The organism is Vibrio sp. B1FIG11 (assembly GCF_905175335.1).
Classification (GTDB): Bacteria; Pseudomonadota; Gammaproteobacteria; order Enterobacterales; family Vibrionaceae; genus Vibrio; species Vibrio campbellii.
Genome location: NZ_HG992752.1, coordinates 391533 through 408787 on the forward strand (window position 1 = coordinate 391533; position 17255 = coordinate 408787).

Here is a 17255-nt window from a genome sequence, read left to right on the forward strand (position 1 = left end):
GAATTAGATGGAATCGAAACTTAAGGCAGTAGGTAAACTGCAACTGATGGAAGAAAAGCAGCGTGACAGAGTGGGACAGCAGCTTGATGTTATGCGTCAGCGTCACTCTCATCTTACGATGCAGTTAGCGCAGCTCTCTGCCTTGAAAAACCATGCCGGACAATCCGCATTAACGACTCCTGTGCTCAATAGCGCGGCTTTGATGAACCTCAACCGCGTAGACCAAATGCTTCAAAAGATGCTGCGTCACCACGAACACGAACAAGCGGTGATGCAGGCGGAATGCGCGTCGGTGCAAAAACACCTTGAGTACAAACATGCCCGAGTTCAAGGCTTGGAGAAGGTGCTGGAACGTTGGCGTGCTAAACAAAACTACGAAAAAGCCAAGAAAGAACAAAAGCTGATTGAAGATATCATCAACTCGCGATTAAAGCGCAAAGTCTTATAGTGCGCTTAGCTCTGATTGAGGTGCTGGCTTTACTTCAAATAGCTCGTCTAAACATTTGCTCAAAGGCATAGGTTTCGCGACGCCATAACCTTGCGCAAAGTCGATGCCCAAGTTTCTTAATATCGCTATGTGTGCGGTGCTCTCGACAAATTCTGCCACCGTCTCTAAATGCATTTCTTTTGCGACCGTTACAATGGAGCTGACGATCAAACGGTCCGTCTCACTCTGCGTGATCTCACGAACAAACGCCCCTTCAATTTTAAGAATATCCAATGGCAATCTGCGCAAGTACGCGAAGCTAGCGTAGCCTGTTCCAAAGTCGTCTATCGCAATCTTACAGCCGTGATCTCGTAAGTGGCTCAAGTTTGCAATGGCTTGTTGCTCATTGATGAGTGCGGATGATTCGGTGATCTCAAAGCAAATCTTGTTCAGCGGAATCGAAAAGCTTTGTGCACTTTCAATGATGCGCACTGCAAGGTTCTCGGCACTGAGTGTTTTGGCGGTCAAGTTGATGGCGCAGTGACCAATGTTATTCCAATTCTTCACCTTGTCACTCAGCATTCGGAAGGTATTGAGAATGACCCAGTGATCGAGCTTGAGCTCTAAACCAAATTGATTAATCAATGGGAAAAATGCCGAAGGTGGTAGAACTTGCCCATCTTGCTCTTTCAGGCGAAGGAGTACTTCAAAGCTGTGTTTCGACGGCTCAGATTCAGAAAGCTTCATGTATGGTTGACAGAACAACTCAAATTGTTCGCGCTTAAACACTTGTTGAATGTGGTTCAGTTTGTCCACGCGGTCCATTTCGAAAGATTGGATGTTAATCCAATGGATACTGCTATCACTTTGAGGCGGTTGATCGCACAGAATCGACACCACTTTCTCAATGTCCTGATCTTGGCTGACGAGCGTGCAGAAAATGGTTGGGGAGACCAGTGAAACCGATGTACCTCGCCAATAAAATTGGAAGCTTTCTAAGTAGTCCGCGACCTCGTTAAGGTCCTCTTCTGCGGTATCTGAGTAATGGGTAAAGCTCAGTAGACCCGTTGAGAAAGGTGGCCGATAACAACGATTTATGCTGTTGTTCCGTGAGTACAAAAACTCACTGAGTTGCATGATAAGCTGAGATTTTCCCTCATGGCCCAAATCGGTCAACATCGATAATGTGGGTGTTAAGTCAAGGTAGATGAGCAAAGAACGAGATTGGTGACTGATGTCTTCTTTCAGCTGAGCAATGTTCGATAGTCCAGAGTATGGATCGATACGCTCGGAGCGGATCTGCTTTTGTGTCATCTCAAACAGTTTTACCGAGTAGCCGCCCAGTAAATACGCCAAGGTGGTAAGCACAGTAATGATGATCAATAAGCCGTAGAACTGTTTGTCTCCAATTAATGCTTGGTTGTAGTGGCTGATACCGTCATTGATTATCAACAAGATAAATGGCGAGCCGACAAAGAGTGGCCGAATCAAGCCGTGTTTTGCCAAGCCAACGACGACAAGCAAAACGGCGAAGAAGCTGAGCGAATTGAGCATGAAAGAGGTGGAAGAAAGCGCGGCAGCAATGAAAATCGCGATGCAACTCGCGAGCCACGCTAAATAGCCTCGACAGCGGCTATTAGAGATTCTTAAACGTTTATCCAAAGCGAGGTAAGACTGGGTATCGGTATCCGTCAACAGGCTCACCAGCACGTATAAAATAGGTGTTACCAACAGTTGAGTTAAGTAATTGCCTAACGTGGCATAAAATAGAAAATCAGGACTTAAAAACTGGCCATCAACGAAGGTATTCACCAACATGATTTTGATGGTATTCGCGAAAGGAAATAAACAGCCCATAATGACAAAAAACAGGCTGATCCGCTGTGCGGCTGGTTGATGTAGCGAGCGATTGTTTAGATAGTGAAATAGGCTTGAAAACGCAAAAGGTAAGATCGGAACGGTGAGCGAATACAACAAGGCATGCTCAGGGCTTCGACCGGTAAAGGCATAGTAGGCGAACAAGCTCAAGCTAATTGCAGGCAAGGCTCGCCATTGATAGCGCAAAAAACTCACCACCATAACCGAACTCACCACCGAGATAAGCTGGAATGCATCTTTTTCTATGACAAACATCTGCGAAAGGGCAAATCCGGCAAACACAGAGAAGGTGACACCAAGCGTCAGAAACAGCATCGCTTTAACTTTAATACGGCGATCCGATGCAGCATTATTCATGAGTTTGATCTGAAAGTGGTTGGGTAGCCGATAATAACAGGATTATCGGCATGGAATGAATAGGAAAATTTCGATAAGTAGAGTTTTTATTCTAAAAAGTGTAACTAAGGTTAAAGCCACGTGCTACAAGGTTTCTCGACGTCTTAACCACGTGAGTAAACCGCCTAATGCGAGCCATCCGAACCCGATAGAACCCCCACTGCTGTCATTGCTGCCAAAGTCGTTACTGGTGGTATCTTCTGGGTCAAAACCGGAGTCTCCTTCACTATGATAATCCTCGGTTGCCGCAAGCGAGGCATCATAAGTCGTTTTTGTTCCAGCGCTGGTTTGTGCTTCGATCCACGGGGTGTAATTCAACACTTCGGTAAATACGCTTGGAATCGCTGGGGATTCACATCTGGAAGAGCCATAACTGACAATACCGATTTGCTGATAGTTACCGTTGTTATCCTGGTAGGTTAATGGCCCGCCCGAATCGCCACTACAAATCCCTGTGTAATCACGGTCTGGAAAGCCATTCGCACACAAACTTTCTTGTGAGTTGAAGTCGGGCACCAGTGAAATACATTGGCTATCGGTGAGCGGCTGAATTTCTGCCCAGCGAAGGTAATTCGGTCCTGTTTGGTCGTCGGTTGACGTTTGTCCAAGCCCGAAAATCTGGTACACCGACTGGTTACTGTAGTCACCAAAGTCTTGCGGCAAAGTGATAGATTGAACGTTATCAGTGATTGGACGAGTGAGCTCCAAAATGGCGATATCGTTAATCCACAGGTCATTGGGATTGTAGTCTGGATGAATCGTAATCGAACGTACGTCTTTGAACTCTTCCACAAACACATCATTCATGGTTGGGTTCTTCACTAAGACTCGAAGATCATTGATTGTCCAACCATCAGTAAATACGTCCGATTCTACACAGTGTGCAGCGGTCATGATGTAGCGGTCATTGACGATCGTACCACCACAGATGTTGGCAAACTGACGTGAGCCAGTGCGGTGCAATATTAGGCGAGCAAAGAAAGGGAGTCGATTAGCAGAGGCTTGTTGGCCGCCAATAATAAATGTTGTGAAATCAGAGTCGTCACCGTTATTCGCCGTTTCTGCACAAACTGCCAGTGGTCCCATGAGTAAAACACTACTCAGAAAAACATGATACAACCGCATAAAACCGTCCTTGGGTTTGAAAGTACTCTTCTTACTTTATACCAATTCCGGCATTATTCTATTCACCTAGAAAACGAATAAATGTCTTAATGCCTAGCTAATACTCAACAAGTTACACTTTCGTTTGGCTAAATTCTTGTCGTAGCCAAGAACGTAACAAATGAAAGGCTTCATGCTTAAGTTTATGCGGTGGACATATCAAGTAGAATTGTTGGGATGGATTAACGATAGGCCGCCCTAGTTCTACCAACTGGCCGTATTTGATGTCATCTGTTACGAACAATCGATGTGTGACTAGCAAGCCCAGACGGCGAATGGTTGCTTGTACAGCTTGAATGGACATGTCAAAGGTAACTGGTTTTTTTCCCTTTGGCCTTTCTATGCCAGTTTGTTCTTGCCAGATTTGCCAATCGTGCTTGCGGCGGTCATTGGTGACTTCAATAATTGGGTAGGTTGATAACAGCTGTTTGATGTCTTGGCTATTTGGTTGATCTAATAGTTCTGGGCTGCACACCAGGACTAACTCATCGTCGCTCAACTTCTCGCAGTAGTAATCTTGCCACTCTTGAGGGCTACCGTGCACCAATGCTGCATCAATACCTTCTTGTTCCAAACTGAACTGCCCAATAAGGTTGGATAAGCGGACATCAAGTTGCGGAGCGAAGTCTTGTAAACTCGACATTCTAGGAATCCACCAATGCAGGGCCAGAGAGTTGGCCATATTAAAGGTAATCCGTTTTGAATTTTGGTCATGAAGGAGCGCTTCTGTTGCATCAACGATCTGCTCAAGCGCCGGGGCGACTTTGCGGTAATATTTTTTGCCGTCGTTATTGAGACGAACTTGGCGACCGACTCGATCGAACAGAGGTTTATTCACTTGGCTTTCGAGAGATTTGATGGCTTGACTCACAGCGGAATGGCTTACAGAGAGTAGTTGTGCGGCTTCTGTCATGCTGCCTGTCTCGGCAACCGCGACAAAGGCGTAGATGGACTTCAAAGGGACTAACTTGCGCATGATATCTTCACTCCTAATGCCTTCTTTTTTCATCTTCAAACAACTTTGTATTGTAAGTTTTACTTACATTAGCGTTTAAAAATACTCGCTATTTCTCGCTTGTGCCTTTTCTTAAAATACTCCGTGAATTAAGGAGTATCCAATGAAAGAAGAAAATAAACCCGTCATCTTTATGTTGATGTCTACATTAAGCTTATCTGTTACAGGGCTGTTAGCAAAACAGCTCAGTGACGAATTGTCCGTGACCATGTTCAGTTTTTTACGCTTCTTTACTCCAGCTCTCATTTTATTGGTCATGCTGCGCTTTAGAAATCTCAAATTACCTACCATCGATACCATTAAACCGATTTTGCTCCGTGCTTTTTTCATTGGTATGTGTCAGTTATGTTTTATCGCCTCTCTACAAACGTTGACTCTAGTTGAAGGGGTAGTGCTGTTCGCGACCGGGCCACTGTTTATGCCCATTGTGGAGAGGCTTTTTATGCGTGGGAAAATCCGCATGTCGACCATAGTCGCGCTTGTGATGGCATTTTCTGGTGTCGTTTTATTAGCTGGTGCGGATGGTGAGTTTACGTGGCGTGTCGACTTATTACTGGGGCTTGCTGGTGGGTTATTGAACTCAGGCTCTCAATTGACGCTATACAAAGCAAGTAAGAGCGGTCTATCACCACTAGAAATCAATTTTTGGACCTTTGGTGTTGCTGCTCTACTTATCTTGCCACTCGTGTTGGTCAATGATTCGAGTGTGTTGGCTAACTCATTGTCGATAAACACGTTTGAAACTCCCAATACCGCACTCATATTCTTGATGTCATTGCTGATTATTAATACGCAGGTATTTCGTTCAAAAGCGTATCAGCTGGTAAGTAGTGGATCTCAATTAGCACCACTTATATTCACCAACTTGCTGTTTACCGCGGTGTGGCAGCACGTCTTCTTTGATGATCAAATGAGCCATAAACAAATATTCGGTATAAGCCTTATTGTTTTGGCGGTGATATCAAACACATGTTGGGTTCGGTTTTCTGATGCGCTTGAACTGCAAAAACAGAGGATTAGATTTACAAAAAATTACTAAAAAAAAGCGAAGGACATAAATTCTTCGCTTTTTTTATGTTTTTTAACCTTTGATCCGATTCTTGGTTTTTAGTTTGAATTGTTGGTTTTTTATTTCATGTTTGGGTTCGTATGCAATTGTTTGTTCTCGAATAATACTCTACCTTAAAATGAATCCTCTAGCATCCACTACACCCCCGCGTTTAAGTTCTTAGTACGTAAATTTAAAGCATGAGAACTGAGTGACTTAATGCTTAGGCCTCGCTGTATATGGATTCTTATAGATATTATTATCAAGTTAGACCAGTTTCTATGAAACCTGCTTGTTAGCATTGCAATATAAAAGATTTATAAAATGCTAATTTGATAATTTATTAGACTGATAAATTAAATTTGAACTCGGAAAATGAGAGTTCGGTTCACAAAATAATGTTGAATCTCCAAGTTTACATTTATGAATCAAGATTAAAGGGGTGTTTCATATGAAGCTCAATCAATTGGTTTTTTCCTTGGGTTTTACTCTGTTTACATCATCTGTATTTGCAGCATCTGCAAATACCATCACTTTCCAAGGCGAAGTCACGGATGAAACTTGTACCGTAGCGGTTAATGGTGAAAGTGCTTCTCCAGTGGTGTTGCTGGAAACTGTCTCAAAATCGCAGCTAGCGACTAATGGTGACACCGCTGGTGGTGCTGACTTTGATATTTCTATCTCGGGTTGTACTGGTGATGCTGCAGGTGTACCTAATATCTCAACCGTTTTTGTTGGCAACCAAGTGACGGGTAGCGGCAACCTTGGTAATACGGGCAGCGCAACCAATGTAGAGATTCAGATCCTAGATACATCAGGTTCTGCAATAGATCTGACTGGGGGCTACAAAGGCAGTAATGACCTAGCACTAGCCCCAGGTGAAACCTCAAATACAGCAACTTACAGTGCGCAATACTACGCAACAGGTGCTGCAACAGCAGGGACGGTCAACGCATCACTTCAATACGCTGTTTCTTACCAGTAATCAGTGTTGGGAGAGAGGTTCACCCCTCTCTCTAACCAAGCTAAATAACGAGGTGATAATGTTTCTGCGTTTTTGTGTTGTCTTTATCACGTTAATTTCTGGTTTCGCTGCCCATGCCAATATTGTCATGACGGGAAGCCGAATTATTTACCCAGAAGGTGAACCCTTCGTTAACGTTTACCTAAAGAACAAAAGTCAAAACGTCTTCATGGTTCAGTCTTGGTTTGAGAACGAAGATGGAATCAAAGCGACTCAAAATGAAGTGCCATTTATTGTGCTGCCACCAATCGCGAAAATCGAACCGCAGCAAGGCCAAACACTAAGAATAATCAAAGGGGTAGAAGGAGAATTGCCTCAAGACAAAGAGTCTGTATTTTACTTTAATTTCTTGCAGATCCCATCCAATGCAGCCATCTCAAAAGTGGTTTCAAGTGGCAATAAGCTTGTCGTGACAGTGAAGCACAAAGTGAAACTGTTTTATCGACCATTGTCAGTGGTTAATTACAAAAGAAATTGGGTTGATGATTTTCAAATACAGCTCATTAAATATCATGATGGAATAGCTAAGATTCGCATTAATAATAATCAGCCATTACATGTTTCTTTATCATCGAGTATTTACTTTGAACATAAAGGAAAAAGATGGACTACAGATGTGAAGATGATTTTACCTTATTCATATAAGGACTTTACTTTCAATAGCATGGAAGTTAAGAGGGGTGAAAAAGTGGACTTGGTAATAACTACAATTAGTGATCAAGGAGCTTTAATACCTAAGCGCTACTCCATCCAATTTTAAAAACTATTTTAAATTTGGTGAGTGTTATGTTGTTCGTCAAACGTTCGTCTTTTATCTTTTCTTTGCTTGCTATCCCGTCAACCTTCGGTGAGGAATTGGCTTTTGACCCATCCCTTTTTCAAGGTGATGTTGATATCAAAAAGCATACGATTTCAAATAGTTCTTTTGATGGTTCTATGTTTGAAAGTGGCCATCTTGTGGACCTGTATGTGAATGGAGAAATGATTGTTCAAGGCAGTGTGGTTTCTGCCGGTCTCAATAAGGAAACGAAACGCAAAGAACCCTGCTTTACGACACCGCAACTTGAGCTGGTTGGACTCAAAGTTGATTCAAAAGTAAAAGCGAAATCTGGTTGCCATTTGTTGTCAGATATTGCTCCCATGTTGAAATGGAATTACGACGAGTCCAATTTTCATTTGAACTTAGATATTCCCCAAGCCGCAATGGTCAACAAGCCACGTGGTTACATCGACCCAGAGAAGTGGGACGAAGGTATGACGGCTTTGTTCATCAAGCACAATACGAATTATTACCACAACGAGTATGACCGCTTGGAAGGCAGCGATTATCTCTACAGTAATTTGAAAGTCGGGATGAACCTAGGCTTATGGCAGTTTCGTCATGATGGTTACTTTCGTTACTTGGAGGACGAGACGGAATACATCACGTTAAATACTTATGTTCAACGTCCTATTTCATCGATTCAAAGTTCACTGTTATTGGGTGAGTCTTACACGAATGGTTCAATGTTTGGCAGTTTGTCTTACAGCGGCATTCAGTTATCGACAGACAAACGAATGCTGCCACAAAGTCAACTAGGTTATGCCCCAGAGGTTCGAGGTGTCGCGTCGACTTATGCCCACGTTGTCATCAAACAGCAAGGCAAAGTGATTAAAGAAACCGACGTGCCACCAGGTCCGTTCGTAATCAGTGATTTAAACGATACAAAGAGTGACGGTGAGCTAGAGGTTTTTATTCATGAGGCAGACGGCAGCGTGAGCTCTTTCAATGTTCCTTATTCGTCCGTGCCGTTGTCTATTAGGCTGGGGCAAATCATTTATAACACGGTGATAGGTGATGTACGCGGTTACGAAGAAGTAAATAACTGGTTTGCAGAAGGCTCTATCCAGCAAGGTGTGAATAACCGTTTAACGCTCAACTATGGCCTTCGTATGGGGAAAGACTACCAAGCTTACTTAGTTGGGGGGGGTGGTCGCTACGCCGATAGGTGCTTTTGGTGTGAACAACACTTTCTCTTTTGCGCGAGTTTATGAGGAAGAGGAGTACCAAAGAGGCTGGCAAGTTGAGATGAACTACGGGCGTTCATTTGATACAGGGACCAACTTCTCTTTGTTGGGTTACCGATACTCTTCCGAAAACTATAAAGAGCTCGAAGACGTTCTTGGTCTGAGAAAGCAACGTCAAAACACCAGCAATGACGATTACGACTATCAATCACAGTCGCTAAACCAACGTAATAGACTGACCATGTCGGTGAGCCAGTCCCTGAATGAGTATGGCACCATCAACTTAAGTGGCTCTTTGGTTGATTACTACGATGGTGATGAGAGCGTGGATTATCAAGCAAGTTACAACAATCATTGGAATCGTATTTCATACAACGTCAGCGTGGGGCGTCAGTACTACTACGGTATATCGGATAGCGGTGGTTACGAGAATACCGTAGCGCTGGGCATATCCATTCCCTTTGATTTTTATGACCGTTGGTCAACGTTTGGATTCAATTATACGCACAGTAAATTGAACAAATCTTCGACAGCCAATGTCTCGGGTACATTGGGCGAGGATGCGCCTGTCTCATACTCGGTTTATGCCGGGCGAGAGGGCGATAGCGATACCTATGGCGGCAGTTTATATACGAGAACTCCATACGGAGGTGTTTCCTTAGCCTCTGCAAGTGGTGATGACTACCACCGTCTGTCTGCTGGCATTTCTGGCACAGTGTTAGTGCACGGTGGAGGCGTGACTCTTGGTCCTTATGCCAATGATTCATTTGCTCTGGTTGAAGCCAAAGGAGCCAAGGGTGCCAAAGTCATGAACGGGCAAGGTGCTCGAATTGACGACTCTGGTTATGCCTTACTGCCATCGCTAATGCCTTACCGTTACACCGATGTGTCATTAAAAAGCACTGGCTTGGATAGTGGTGCGGAGATTAAAACTGGCAGTCGTAAAGTGGTTCCGTATTCCGGTGCTGTCGTTAAGGTCAAATTCGAAACCTTAAAGGGGAAAGCAGTGCTGATTACTACGACTCTGGATAAAGGTGGGATTCCACCGATGGGGGCAGATGCGTTTGACCAACAAGGCATCAAAATTGGCATGGTAGGTCAAGCAGGGCAAGTATACGCCCGACTGAAAGAGACGAATAAGGAAGTGATTCTGCGTTGGGGGATGGGCAAAGAGTGCCAGATTCGTTACACGCCACCTAAGTCGGAAAAAGCCCTGCTTCTGACCGAACAAACTTGCATGATGAGGTAAACATGAACAATTCAATTCGGACGATTTGCCTATCCGCTTGGTTGTTAAGTGCATCGGTCTTTGCGACTTGTACAAAGCTCAACACTACAAACCAAGCGTATCTCTCGGCTGAAGCACAAAGTGCAGGCTATTACGTAAACAATAACTTTACTGGCGCAGCCGACGGCTACTATGGCCAATACGGCTTACCGGGTGTGATAAATATTAACAGCGGCGGTAACTTCCAGCCCTATGGCAGCGTGCTTGCCTCGGCGACAACGTCATTTTTAGGTTCTGCGAACTCTACACCTTATGGAAACCAGCAAGTACTGTTCCGGTGTGACTTATCGGATAAAGACGATTTATGGGAGTACTACTCGGTAAACGGTGATGATGGTTACGCTGGCCAACATGCTGTTCCAGATATTCCAGGGGCTTACTATTCAGACTACCGTTATGCAGCCTTTCGGCTGACAAATCTAGTGACTGGAGAATATTACTCGCGCTATTGGAAAGCCCGAAAGCTGAACCCAGACGATATGTTTCAAGATAGCACTTATATTTACGTGCATGCTGGGGTGTTTAGCGATGTCAGCATTGAGGTTTTGAAAGTAGCCGAGGAGCCCTACAAAAACTACGGCGTTGATTACGGTCGATTTACACCAACGGCCCTAAGAGTTCAGGGTTATATAGCGTTTAAAGGTGGTGGACGAAGTTCGGGGCTGACCGTTGGATGTGACCACGGTGGTGGGTGTTATAGCGGTTGGTATGGTGACTGGCCCGGCGCATGGGGATGGGCAAATCAAACTACGTTCATTCGAGGAGCATTTTGCCAAGTTTCTGATTACACACCCGTGGTGACCTTACCTCAAACAACAGCGGCTTCTTTGAATGGCGGAATGCCTTCACAAGCTAATTTTAGCATCGGCCTTTCATGCGAACTCGATGCAGAATCTGGAACGGCTTCGAACACGAGCACCAGTCTAACGGCAACTAGGCCTATTGCGATTGGGCTGTTGGCGAACTCAGCTAATGCAGTCAACCAGGCCGAATTATTGGGTTTAAAAACGACAGGCGGCGGCTTAACACACCTGTTGAGTAATGACTATGGCAATGCCGGTGTGGCTAAGGGCGTTGGGATCAAGATTTATGATAATTCGGGCGGCGCGATGAATTTTTTACCAAACGCTACGACGGGAACGGGGAATGCTGGTGGATGGTACGGCTTCAAAGAAGTCACACAATTGGAGTCCATGGGCACATCTTTAGACTCATATCGAGGCAACTTTACCGCGTCATTAGAACAAATTAGTGGCGAAACAGCCACGCCAGGGACGGTTCATGCACAAGCTCAAATTATCGTTACTTTTCAATAGCTTTATTTGCCTATTCTTTTTCATGGTTTTAAACCTCTGGGTATCAACAGTGAATGCTGCCGTCGATATCGATAGAACCAGAATTGTAATGGATGAAGGTGACACCGAGGCTGGTTTTATGCTGGCAAACACAGGCAAAAACAACGTGTTATTGCAAATGTGGACAGATACAGGGGATCTCTCTGTTTCTCCTGCCGAAGTGGAGACGCCTTTATTTGTTGTTCCGCCGATTTTCAGAATGGCTCCCGAGGAGGTTAAGGGAGCACGCTTATTACTCAATCGAGAAGATTTGCAGTTCGATGATCGAGAAAACCTGCTTTGGTTAAACATCTTTCAAGTGAACGAAATAGCAGATGGCATCCATGCAAGTAGCCAAAGAATCGTTTTGCCTTTGAGGCTGAGGTTAAAAGTGTTTGTTCGTCCTAAAGGGATTGAAAAACCGAGTAAACAAGCTTTTGAGAAGATTCGCTTTATACATACAGGGGAGAGCGTGAGGGTCGTAAATGAACTGCCTTGGTATGCGAACTTTCTCGCGATCAAAGTCGGAGAAGAGAAGTTTGAAAGAATCACTGTTGAGCCTTTTTCCAGCATTAATCTGGCACTAGAGCAACAGTTAACAACACAACAAGTACAGTTCGACATCTTGGGCGATGACGGTAATACAACAAACTATAAAAGTACCTTAGTTAATTAGCATTTAAGTGGTGGATTTATGAATTACAAATTTGACAGGGAACTCGCTTCTTGGCTGGAGGAGAAGTCAATCTCTAGAAAAGAACTGATCGCGATCTTACAACAAAATTATTACGAAGAATTTAAAGGCTTAGACACGATTACTCTAAGTAGATGGTTGAATGGAAAAGTCGTTCCGCCTTTGTATAAGCAGTTCTATATAGCACGATGTCTGGAAGTGAGTCTGATCGATATATTCCTGAATATCGACGAAAACCAGCATAAGTTTCCGGTCCGTTACGGAGCGATTGTGGCCAACTTGGTTAAGGCATTTGATTTCTCTTTAACCGCGCTCTCATACTACAAAGTAACGGAATGCGTTCGAAGTGAAGTTCGTTGCCAGACCTACTATGAACATGTGGATACCTTTCAAGATTTTTATAGCAACGTGTCAGCATTGAGGGGCTTCATCAGTGATCTCTATGCGATGAAAACAGACATTAAATACCAATGTATATTATTGAAAAATAAGCGGGATGAAATTGTTGGTCATTGGGCGGGTATTATCGATATAGAGAGGTTAAATAACTTACCTAGCTTCATTTCTATTCCTGAGAGTGAGTTAAAGCGAAGCAGCTTAGTGAAGTTGGGTTACTCGATGAATTCAAACCATTTCTTTGAATTGGTTGTTCAGGCTATTTGCTACTATTTGCTTGAGCTCTATAAGACGAAAGACTACGTGTATATGTTTGTTTCAGGGTACCCGGTCTTAGAACTGGCTAAAAAAGTATTTAATGCAGAAGAAGTGAAATATTACCCACCAAAAGATAAAAGCCAAAAAGTTGGCTTGTATCTTTTGAAGGTAGACATTGTGCGTTCCATTGCAAATCCTATTTTGCTCCCTAAGGTGAAGAAAAAACTCCAGTGTCTACAAGATACTAGTAAAGAGTGTAACTTCTGTAATTTAAGGCAATTTTGCTAGCTCTCTATAGGCTGACCGCACGCGTGTTATATAAGAACCCTTGTAGACCCCAAAAAGGCACCTGATTTAGGGCGATATTGCTGCGCTCTAAGTGGGATTCGACCCGTTCAATAATCAGTTTTGTCCGGGTCTTCTTGCTCAATTCAATGGCTCTGCTGTAATAGTTGTCTTTGGCTGAATGTTCTATTTTCATGAATTGATAGAACCCAGAAAGTAACTCTTGTTCTCGAAAGTCGGTGTTAAGGTCGTAATCATCTACGGCCAATAGCACTTTGTGGCTCTGGAGGAATTCAAAGCCTTTACGAATACTGTTGCAATCTTTACAGGCACTGCGCTCAGTGATTTCGATTACTAAATGTGCATTGAGTGCTTCTAACGCGTTCTTAAGCATCACGAGATCGCACAATAAATACTTATCACATAGGTTACTTCTCTCAAGGTTGATGAAAAGGTGTTTGCCGGCGAAGTCACTCATATGGCGACTAATGTATCGCTCTAATCGAGTGACCAACGCGCGGCTTAGATGTGGAAATTTTATTTCTCTTTTATAGACGTCGTTAGCAATTTTCTTTGATAAATTGATAGGATCGATCAGAACTTCATAGCCAAGGTTCGTTCCGTTTTCATCGACTATCTCTTGTAGTTTGTAATTGATATCAGATAGGTTAATTCGGTTGTTTTTATTTAAATAATCTTCAATCAAAAAACACATATTTCTATTATTCCATTTTCTTAAACATGATGGTGATGAACTCCATCTCTTCATCAGAGATAAGTGGTTTGTCATCGAGTAGCGATTTCCTTTTAAATTCAATGACGCCTTTGATTTCGTTGAGTTGATCTGGCTTCATTTCATTAATGCGTTGCTTTATGTAGTTGAACTCGCTGCGTTCTACGCTATTCATGCTGATTCCATTATCTGTGTATTACTGCGTCGCGTGTTGTTTCGACGATATAAAGATAATAAAAAGTACTCAGTATGGAGATGGCACTTCCATATAAAAATGTCTCAAACTGCTAAGCTTTTTCTAAGTGCTCGTATTCTACTATTCGGATGCACAATTGATGTCGAGCTTCGCATTTCTCTTTTGGTTGTAATCGAATTGTTTGATTTTTAACCAGATTGAACTAGCGTCAAGAAAGGTGCTGGGAGAGAAAATATGCTGACTTTAAACTATCACGTCGAGATTGCCGCGACGCCTCAGCGCGTATGGAGCGTGCTGACCGATGTCGAATTATACAAACGATGGGCGCAAGCCTTTTCACCTCAATCTCGATTTGATGGTGTATGGGAAGAGGGTAGTGATATTACCTTTTTTGACCCTGATATGGGTGGGACGAGGGCGGTCATTGATACAGTGCAGCCGTTACACAAACTCGAGTTTCATCATGTTGCCATCTTTAATCCAGATAATCGGCAGCAATTGGATGGCGACCTAGCCTCAAAGTGGATCGGATCACGAGAGATCTATCAGATCGACATGTTAGATGATCGCTTATTGTTAAGTATCACCATTTATACTCACAGTGATTTTGTGTCGATGTTCAATCACGGTTGGGAGAAGGCACTGCCTTTGATCAAAACTATCAGCGAAGAGTAAGGTTAGCTTGCTAACTAAGATTGGGCTGACGACGGCTTGCTTGTGGGTATACAATGGCCGTCAATTTGCGCACCAAGAGAGTAGATGATGGAACTTAAGGGTGATACCCACACGCATACGTACGCCAGCGGTCATGCTTATAGTACGTTGATTGAAAACGCGAAATCGGCAAAAGAGAACGGACTCGATATGTTCTGTACGACCGATCACGCTGAGTCAATGCCGGGGGCGCCTCATTACTGGTTCTTCTCTAACCAAAAAATATTGCCGCGTTTTCTTGAAGGTGTTGCGATTATCCGCGGCGTTGAATCCAACATTATGAATACTCAGGGTGACATCGACATTCCTGATAGCGTTGATCGCAATTTGGATTGGGTGATTGCTAGCTTTCACGAGCCAGTATTTCGCCCAGCGGATAGCGCTACGCATACTGAAGCGCTGTTGAACATCATCAAAAAAGGTCGTGTAGATGCGCTAGGTCATTTGGGTAACCCCAACTTTGACTTTGATTTTGAAGCCGTGCTGAAGTGTGCAAAAGAGCACAATGTCGCGATTGAAATCAATAACACCACACTGAAAGGCAACAGCCGAGTGGGCAGTGTAGACCGCTGTCACGAGATTGCACAAATCGGTAAGGATCTCGGTGTCTTCTTCACCACGGGCAGTGATGCGCATTTCTGCCACGATGTGGGTAACCTAAGCTTGGTTAGTGAGTTAATGGATAGAGTTGGTATCGACAGCAGCAAGGTTATCACCCACTCAGCACAACAATTCTTGGCCTTCTTAGAGCTACGTGGCCGCAAGCCAATTGCAGAGTATGACGAGATTCGCAACGCATAAACTTGATTACATTTTTGGTTATGCAAGTGTTAAGGGATTGCTTTACACTGCTCGCATTAAAAAGCCGACTGAGAATTCGGTATTCAATGGAGAAGTGAAGATGTTACGTCCTTTAGTATTGGGGTGTGTAATTGCGTTGGGCTCAACATACGCAATGGCAGAAGCCGTCGATTTAAAACAAAACATGAAGCAGATGAAGATGGATTTCAAACAGGCGGCAGAAGCGTCTGATGTAGAAACCATGAAATCTGCCATTGATAGCTTACAAGCGATCGTCGAGCAATCTAAGCGCGGTAACTACCCGCCAGAGAAGTTCGATATCTACCTAGAAGGTTTTAACAAGCTGACGGTAACACTAGATAAGATTGAAGCGGATCTTGATGCAGGCAAGCTAGAAGAAGCGAAAGACCAACTGCGTGAAATCGATAGCCTACGTGAAGAGTATCACGACAAGCGTAACCCAAGTATTTGGAGCAAGCTTTTCGGCTAATCGCTCACTGAGTTATTTGAAAGAATACGATATCAGCCCGCCACTACGGCGGGCTTTTTTGTGCCTTTGATTCTCTATCTCTATTCGATTCTCTATCTTTAAGATTCTGCCGCGAAATACGACCTGAGCTTATCTCTCAGCCAAATATTTGCGGGGCTGTGTTTCATTCGGTTATGTGCAAGCAGTCGGTATTTGATAGGGATATTGGTGAAAGGCGCATCCAGTACTTGTAAATCTAGCCGTTCGGCAAACTGATCAGCGATGCTTTTGACGGTTGCTGCCAAACAATCACTGTTCGAGATCATGGTCATTTGTGATACCAAAGAGTCACATTCTGCTGCGACTTTACGTTCTTCTATCGATTCTTCGGTGAACAAGTCCGCGAGATAGGCGTCTTCTCGACGAAGTTTTAATGTCACGTGCTTTTCGCGATAGAACTGCTCGAGTGACAGCGTTTGCTGAATTCTTGGGTGACCTTTTCTGGCAATCAGGCAGATCTCATCATTTAAAAAGAATTCAGAGAAAAAGGAAGGAGCAGAGTAATGAGCGAAATCGATCGCTAAGTCTGCTTTTTGTTGATTGAGGTTATTGATCAGCTTTGTTTCACTGGACAGCGTCGGGTGCAATTCTATCTCGACGTTACCGAGCGTGTTATCTGCTTCAATCTTAGGAAGTAGCATTAACATCACCGGTTCAGAGGTATAAACCACAAAACGACGGGAGTTCTCTGTGGAGAAGCTTTCTATTCCTTCCAATGCATTTCGGATTTGATTCAGTGCTGGCTCAACTTGACGGGCTAACTCGTGAGCCTGATGCGTAGGCTCTATGCCTCGCCCTGAGCGAACGAAGAGTTGTACGCCTAGCTGCTGTTGCAGTCTTTTCAACACGCCACTGACCCCTGGCTGGGTTAAACCCATGGTCTCCGCCGCAACCGTGATTGAACGGTGTTGATAAACCGCGATAAACACTCGAAGAAGATTAAGATCGATGTTGGATGGTTGCACAGGCTTTTCTCAATACATAACAAATGGTGATGTTTTAAATAAAGTTTCATGCATGTATTTTGATGTGTCAACGAAATAAAGTGAACGCATATCTAATAACGAG

The 17255-nt window shown here is 43.8% G+C and carries 18 protein-coding genes; 12 read left to right on the forward strand and 6 right to left on the reverse strand.

What is annotated here, in order from left to right:
• Window positions 1-7: 7 nt before the first annotated feature.
• The gene (gene fliJ, locus KHO06_RS18705; protein WP_005532228.1) at window positions 8-448 is read left to right on the forward strand and encodes a flagellar export protein FliJ; all 441 of its coding nucleotides are present in this window, start codon (window positions 8-10) and stop codon (window positions 446-448) included.
• Here the strand turns inward: fliJ and KHO06_RS18710 are convergent.
• From KHO06_RS18710 to KHO06_RS18720, 3 genes are all read right to left on the reverse strand, one after another.
• A complete protein-coding gene (locus KHO06_RS18710) occupies window positions 443-2662 on the reverse strand; it encodes an EAL domain-containing protein (RefSeq protein WP_212583110.1) in 2220 nt (739 codons plus the stop codon). The genes fliJ and KHO06_RS18710 overlap by 6 nt on opposite strands.
• Window positions 2663-2785: 123 nt before the next feature.
• Entirely contained in the window at window positions 2786-3787 is a 1002-nt protein-coding gene (locus KHO06_RS18715) for a trypsin-like serine protease (protein ID WP_212583111.1), read from the reverse strand.
• 151 nt (window positions 3788-3938) lie between these two features.
• Window positions 3939-4841, reverse strand: a complete 903-nt coding sequence (locus KHO06_RS18720) for a LysR substrate-binding domain-containing protein (protein WP_050905495.1) — start codon at window positions 4839-4841, stop codon at window positions 3939-3941.
• A gap of 142 nt (window positions 4842-4983) precedes the next feature.
• Here KHO06_RS18720 and KHO06_RS18725 point away from each other — a divergent pair, with 142 nt between their 5' ends.
• The 8 genes from KHO06_RS18725 to KHO06_RS18755 all read left to right on the forward strand — a co-directional run bounded on the left by KHO06_RS18725 (window position 4984) and on the right by KHO06_RS18755 (window position 13217).
• Window positions 4984-5919 (forward strand): DMT family transporter, encoded by a 936-nt coding sequence (locus tag KHO06_RS18725; protein WP_212583112.1) that lies wholly within the window; start codon window positions 4984-4986, stop codon window positions 5917-5919.
• Between the two features lie 460 nt (window positions 5920-6379).
• Complete coding sequence (locus KHO06_RS18730; protein ID WP_005432317.1) at window positions 6380-6913, forward strand: fimbrial protein; 534 nt, start codon at window positions 6380-6382, stop codon at window positions 6911-6913.
• A 58-nt stretch (window positions 6914-6971) separates the two neighbouring features.
• Window positions 6972-7712 (forward strand): fimbria/pilus periplasmic chaperone, encoded by a 741-nt coding sequence (locus KHO06_RS18735; protein ID WP_212583113.1) that lies wholly within the window; start codon window positions 6972-6974, stop codon window positions 7710-7712.
• 26 nt (window positions 7713-7738) lie between these two features.
• The gene (locus KHO06_RS26770; RefSeq protein ID WP_280519533.1) at window positions 7739-8986 is read left to right on the forward strand and encodes a fimbria/pilus outer membrane usher protein; all 1248 of its coding nucleotides are present in this window, start codon (window positions 7739-7741) and stop codon (window positions 8984-8986) included.
• On the forward strand, window positions 8952-10208 hold the full coding sequence (locus tag KHO06_RS26775; RefSeq protein WP_280519534.1) for a fimbria/pilus outer membrane usher protein: 1257 nt from the start codon (window positions 8952-8954) through the stop codon (window positions 10206-10208). The genes KHO06_RS26770 and KHO06_RS26775 overlap by 35 nt, the downstream gene beginning before the upstream one ends.
• Window positions 10209-10210: 2 nt before the next feature.
• Window positions 10211-11563 (forward strand): fimbrial usher protein StbD, encoded by a 1353-nt coding sequence (gene stbD / locus KHO06_RS18745; RefSeq protein ID WP_005432310.1) that lies wholly within the window; start codon window positions 10211-10213, stop codon window positions 11561-11563.
• Complete coding sequence (locus tag KHO06_RS18750) at window positions 11529-12257, forward strand: fimbria/pilus periplasmic chaperone (protein WP_045370762.1); 729 nt, start codon at window positions 11529-11531, stop codon at window positions 12255-12257. Before stbD ends, KHO06_RS18750 begins: the two co-directional genes overlap by 35 nt.
• 18 nt (window positions 12258-12275) lie before the next feature.
• Window positions 12276-13217: a hypothetical protein gene (locus tag KHO06_RS18755; RefSeq protein ID WP_045370761.1), complete on the forward strand. Its 942-nt coding sequence runs from the start codon at window positions 12276-12278 to the stop codon at window positions 13215-13217.
• 4 nt (window positions 13218-13221) lie between these two features.
• On the opposite strand, the gene KHO06_RS18760 is transcribed toward KHO06_RS18755, so the two are convergent.
• Together KHO06_RS18760 and KHO06_RS18765 are read right to left on the reverse strand one after the other, a co-directional pair.
• Window positions 13222-13929, reverse strand: coding sequence for an EAL domain-containing protein (locus tag KHO06_RS18760; protein ID WP_045370760.1), 708 nt, complete (start codon window positions 13927-13929; stop codon window positions 13222-13224).
• 7 nt (window positions 13930-13936) lie between these two features.
• Complete coding sequence (locus KHO06_RS18765; protein WP_005432303.1) at window positions 13937-14122, reverse strand: hypothetical protein; 186 nt, start codon at window positions 14120-14122, stop codon at window positions 13937-13939.
• 255 nt (window positions 14123-14377) lie between these two features.
• Between KHO06_RS18765 and KHO06_RS18770 the strand changes: the two genes are divergently transcribed.
• The 3 genes from KHO06_RS18770 (at window position 14378) to KHO06_RS18780 (ending at window position 16148) form a co-directional block, all read left to right on the forward strand.
• Window positions 14378-14818 (forward strand): SRPBCC domain-containing protein, encoded by a 441-nt coding sequence (locus tag KHO06_RS18770; RefSeq protein WP_212583114.1) that lies wholly within the window; start codon window positions 14378-14380, stop codon window positions 14816-14818.
• 87 nt (window positions 14819-14905) lie between these two features.
• Window positions 14906-15658 (forward strand): phosphatase, encoded by a 753-nt coding sequence (locus KHO06_RS18775; RefSeq protein ID WP_212583403.1) that lies wholly within the window; start codon window positions 14906-14908, stop codon window positions 15656-15658.
• Window positions 15659-15758: 100 nt separating this feature from the next.
• On the forward strand, window positions 15759-16148 hold the full coding sequence (locus KHO06_RS18780; protein WP_182052491.1) for a cytochrome b562: 390 nt from the start codon (window positions 15759-15761) through the stop codon (window positions 16146-16148).
• Between the two features lie 98 nt (window positions 16149-16246).
• Here KHO06_RS18780 and KHO06_RS18785 read toward each other — a convergent pair whose 3' ends face one another.
• Entirely contained in the window at window positions 16247-17152 is a 906-nt protein-coding gene (locus tag KHO06_RS18785; protein ID WP_045370758.1) for a LysR family transcriptional regulator, read from the reverse strand.
• Between the last annotated feature and the right edge of the window lie 103 nt (window positions 17153-17255).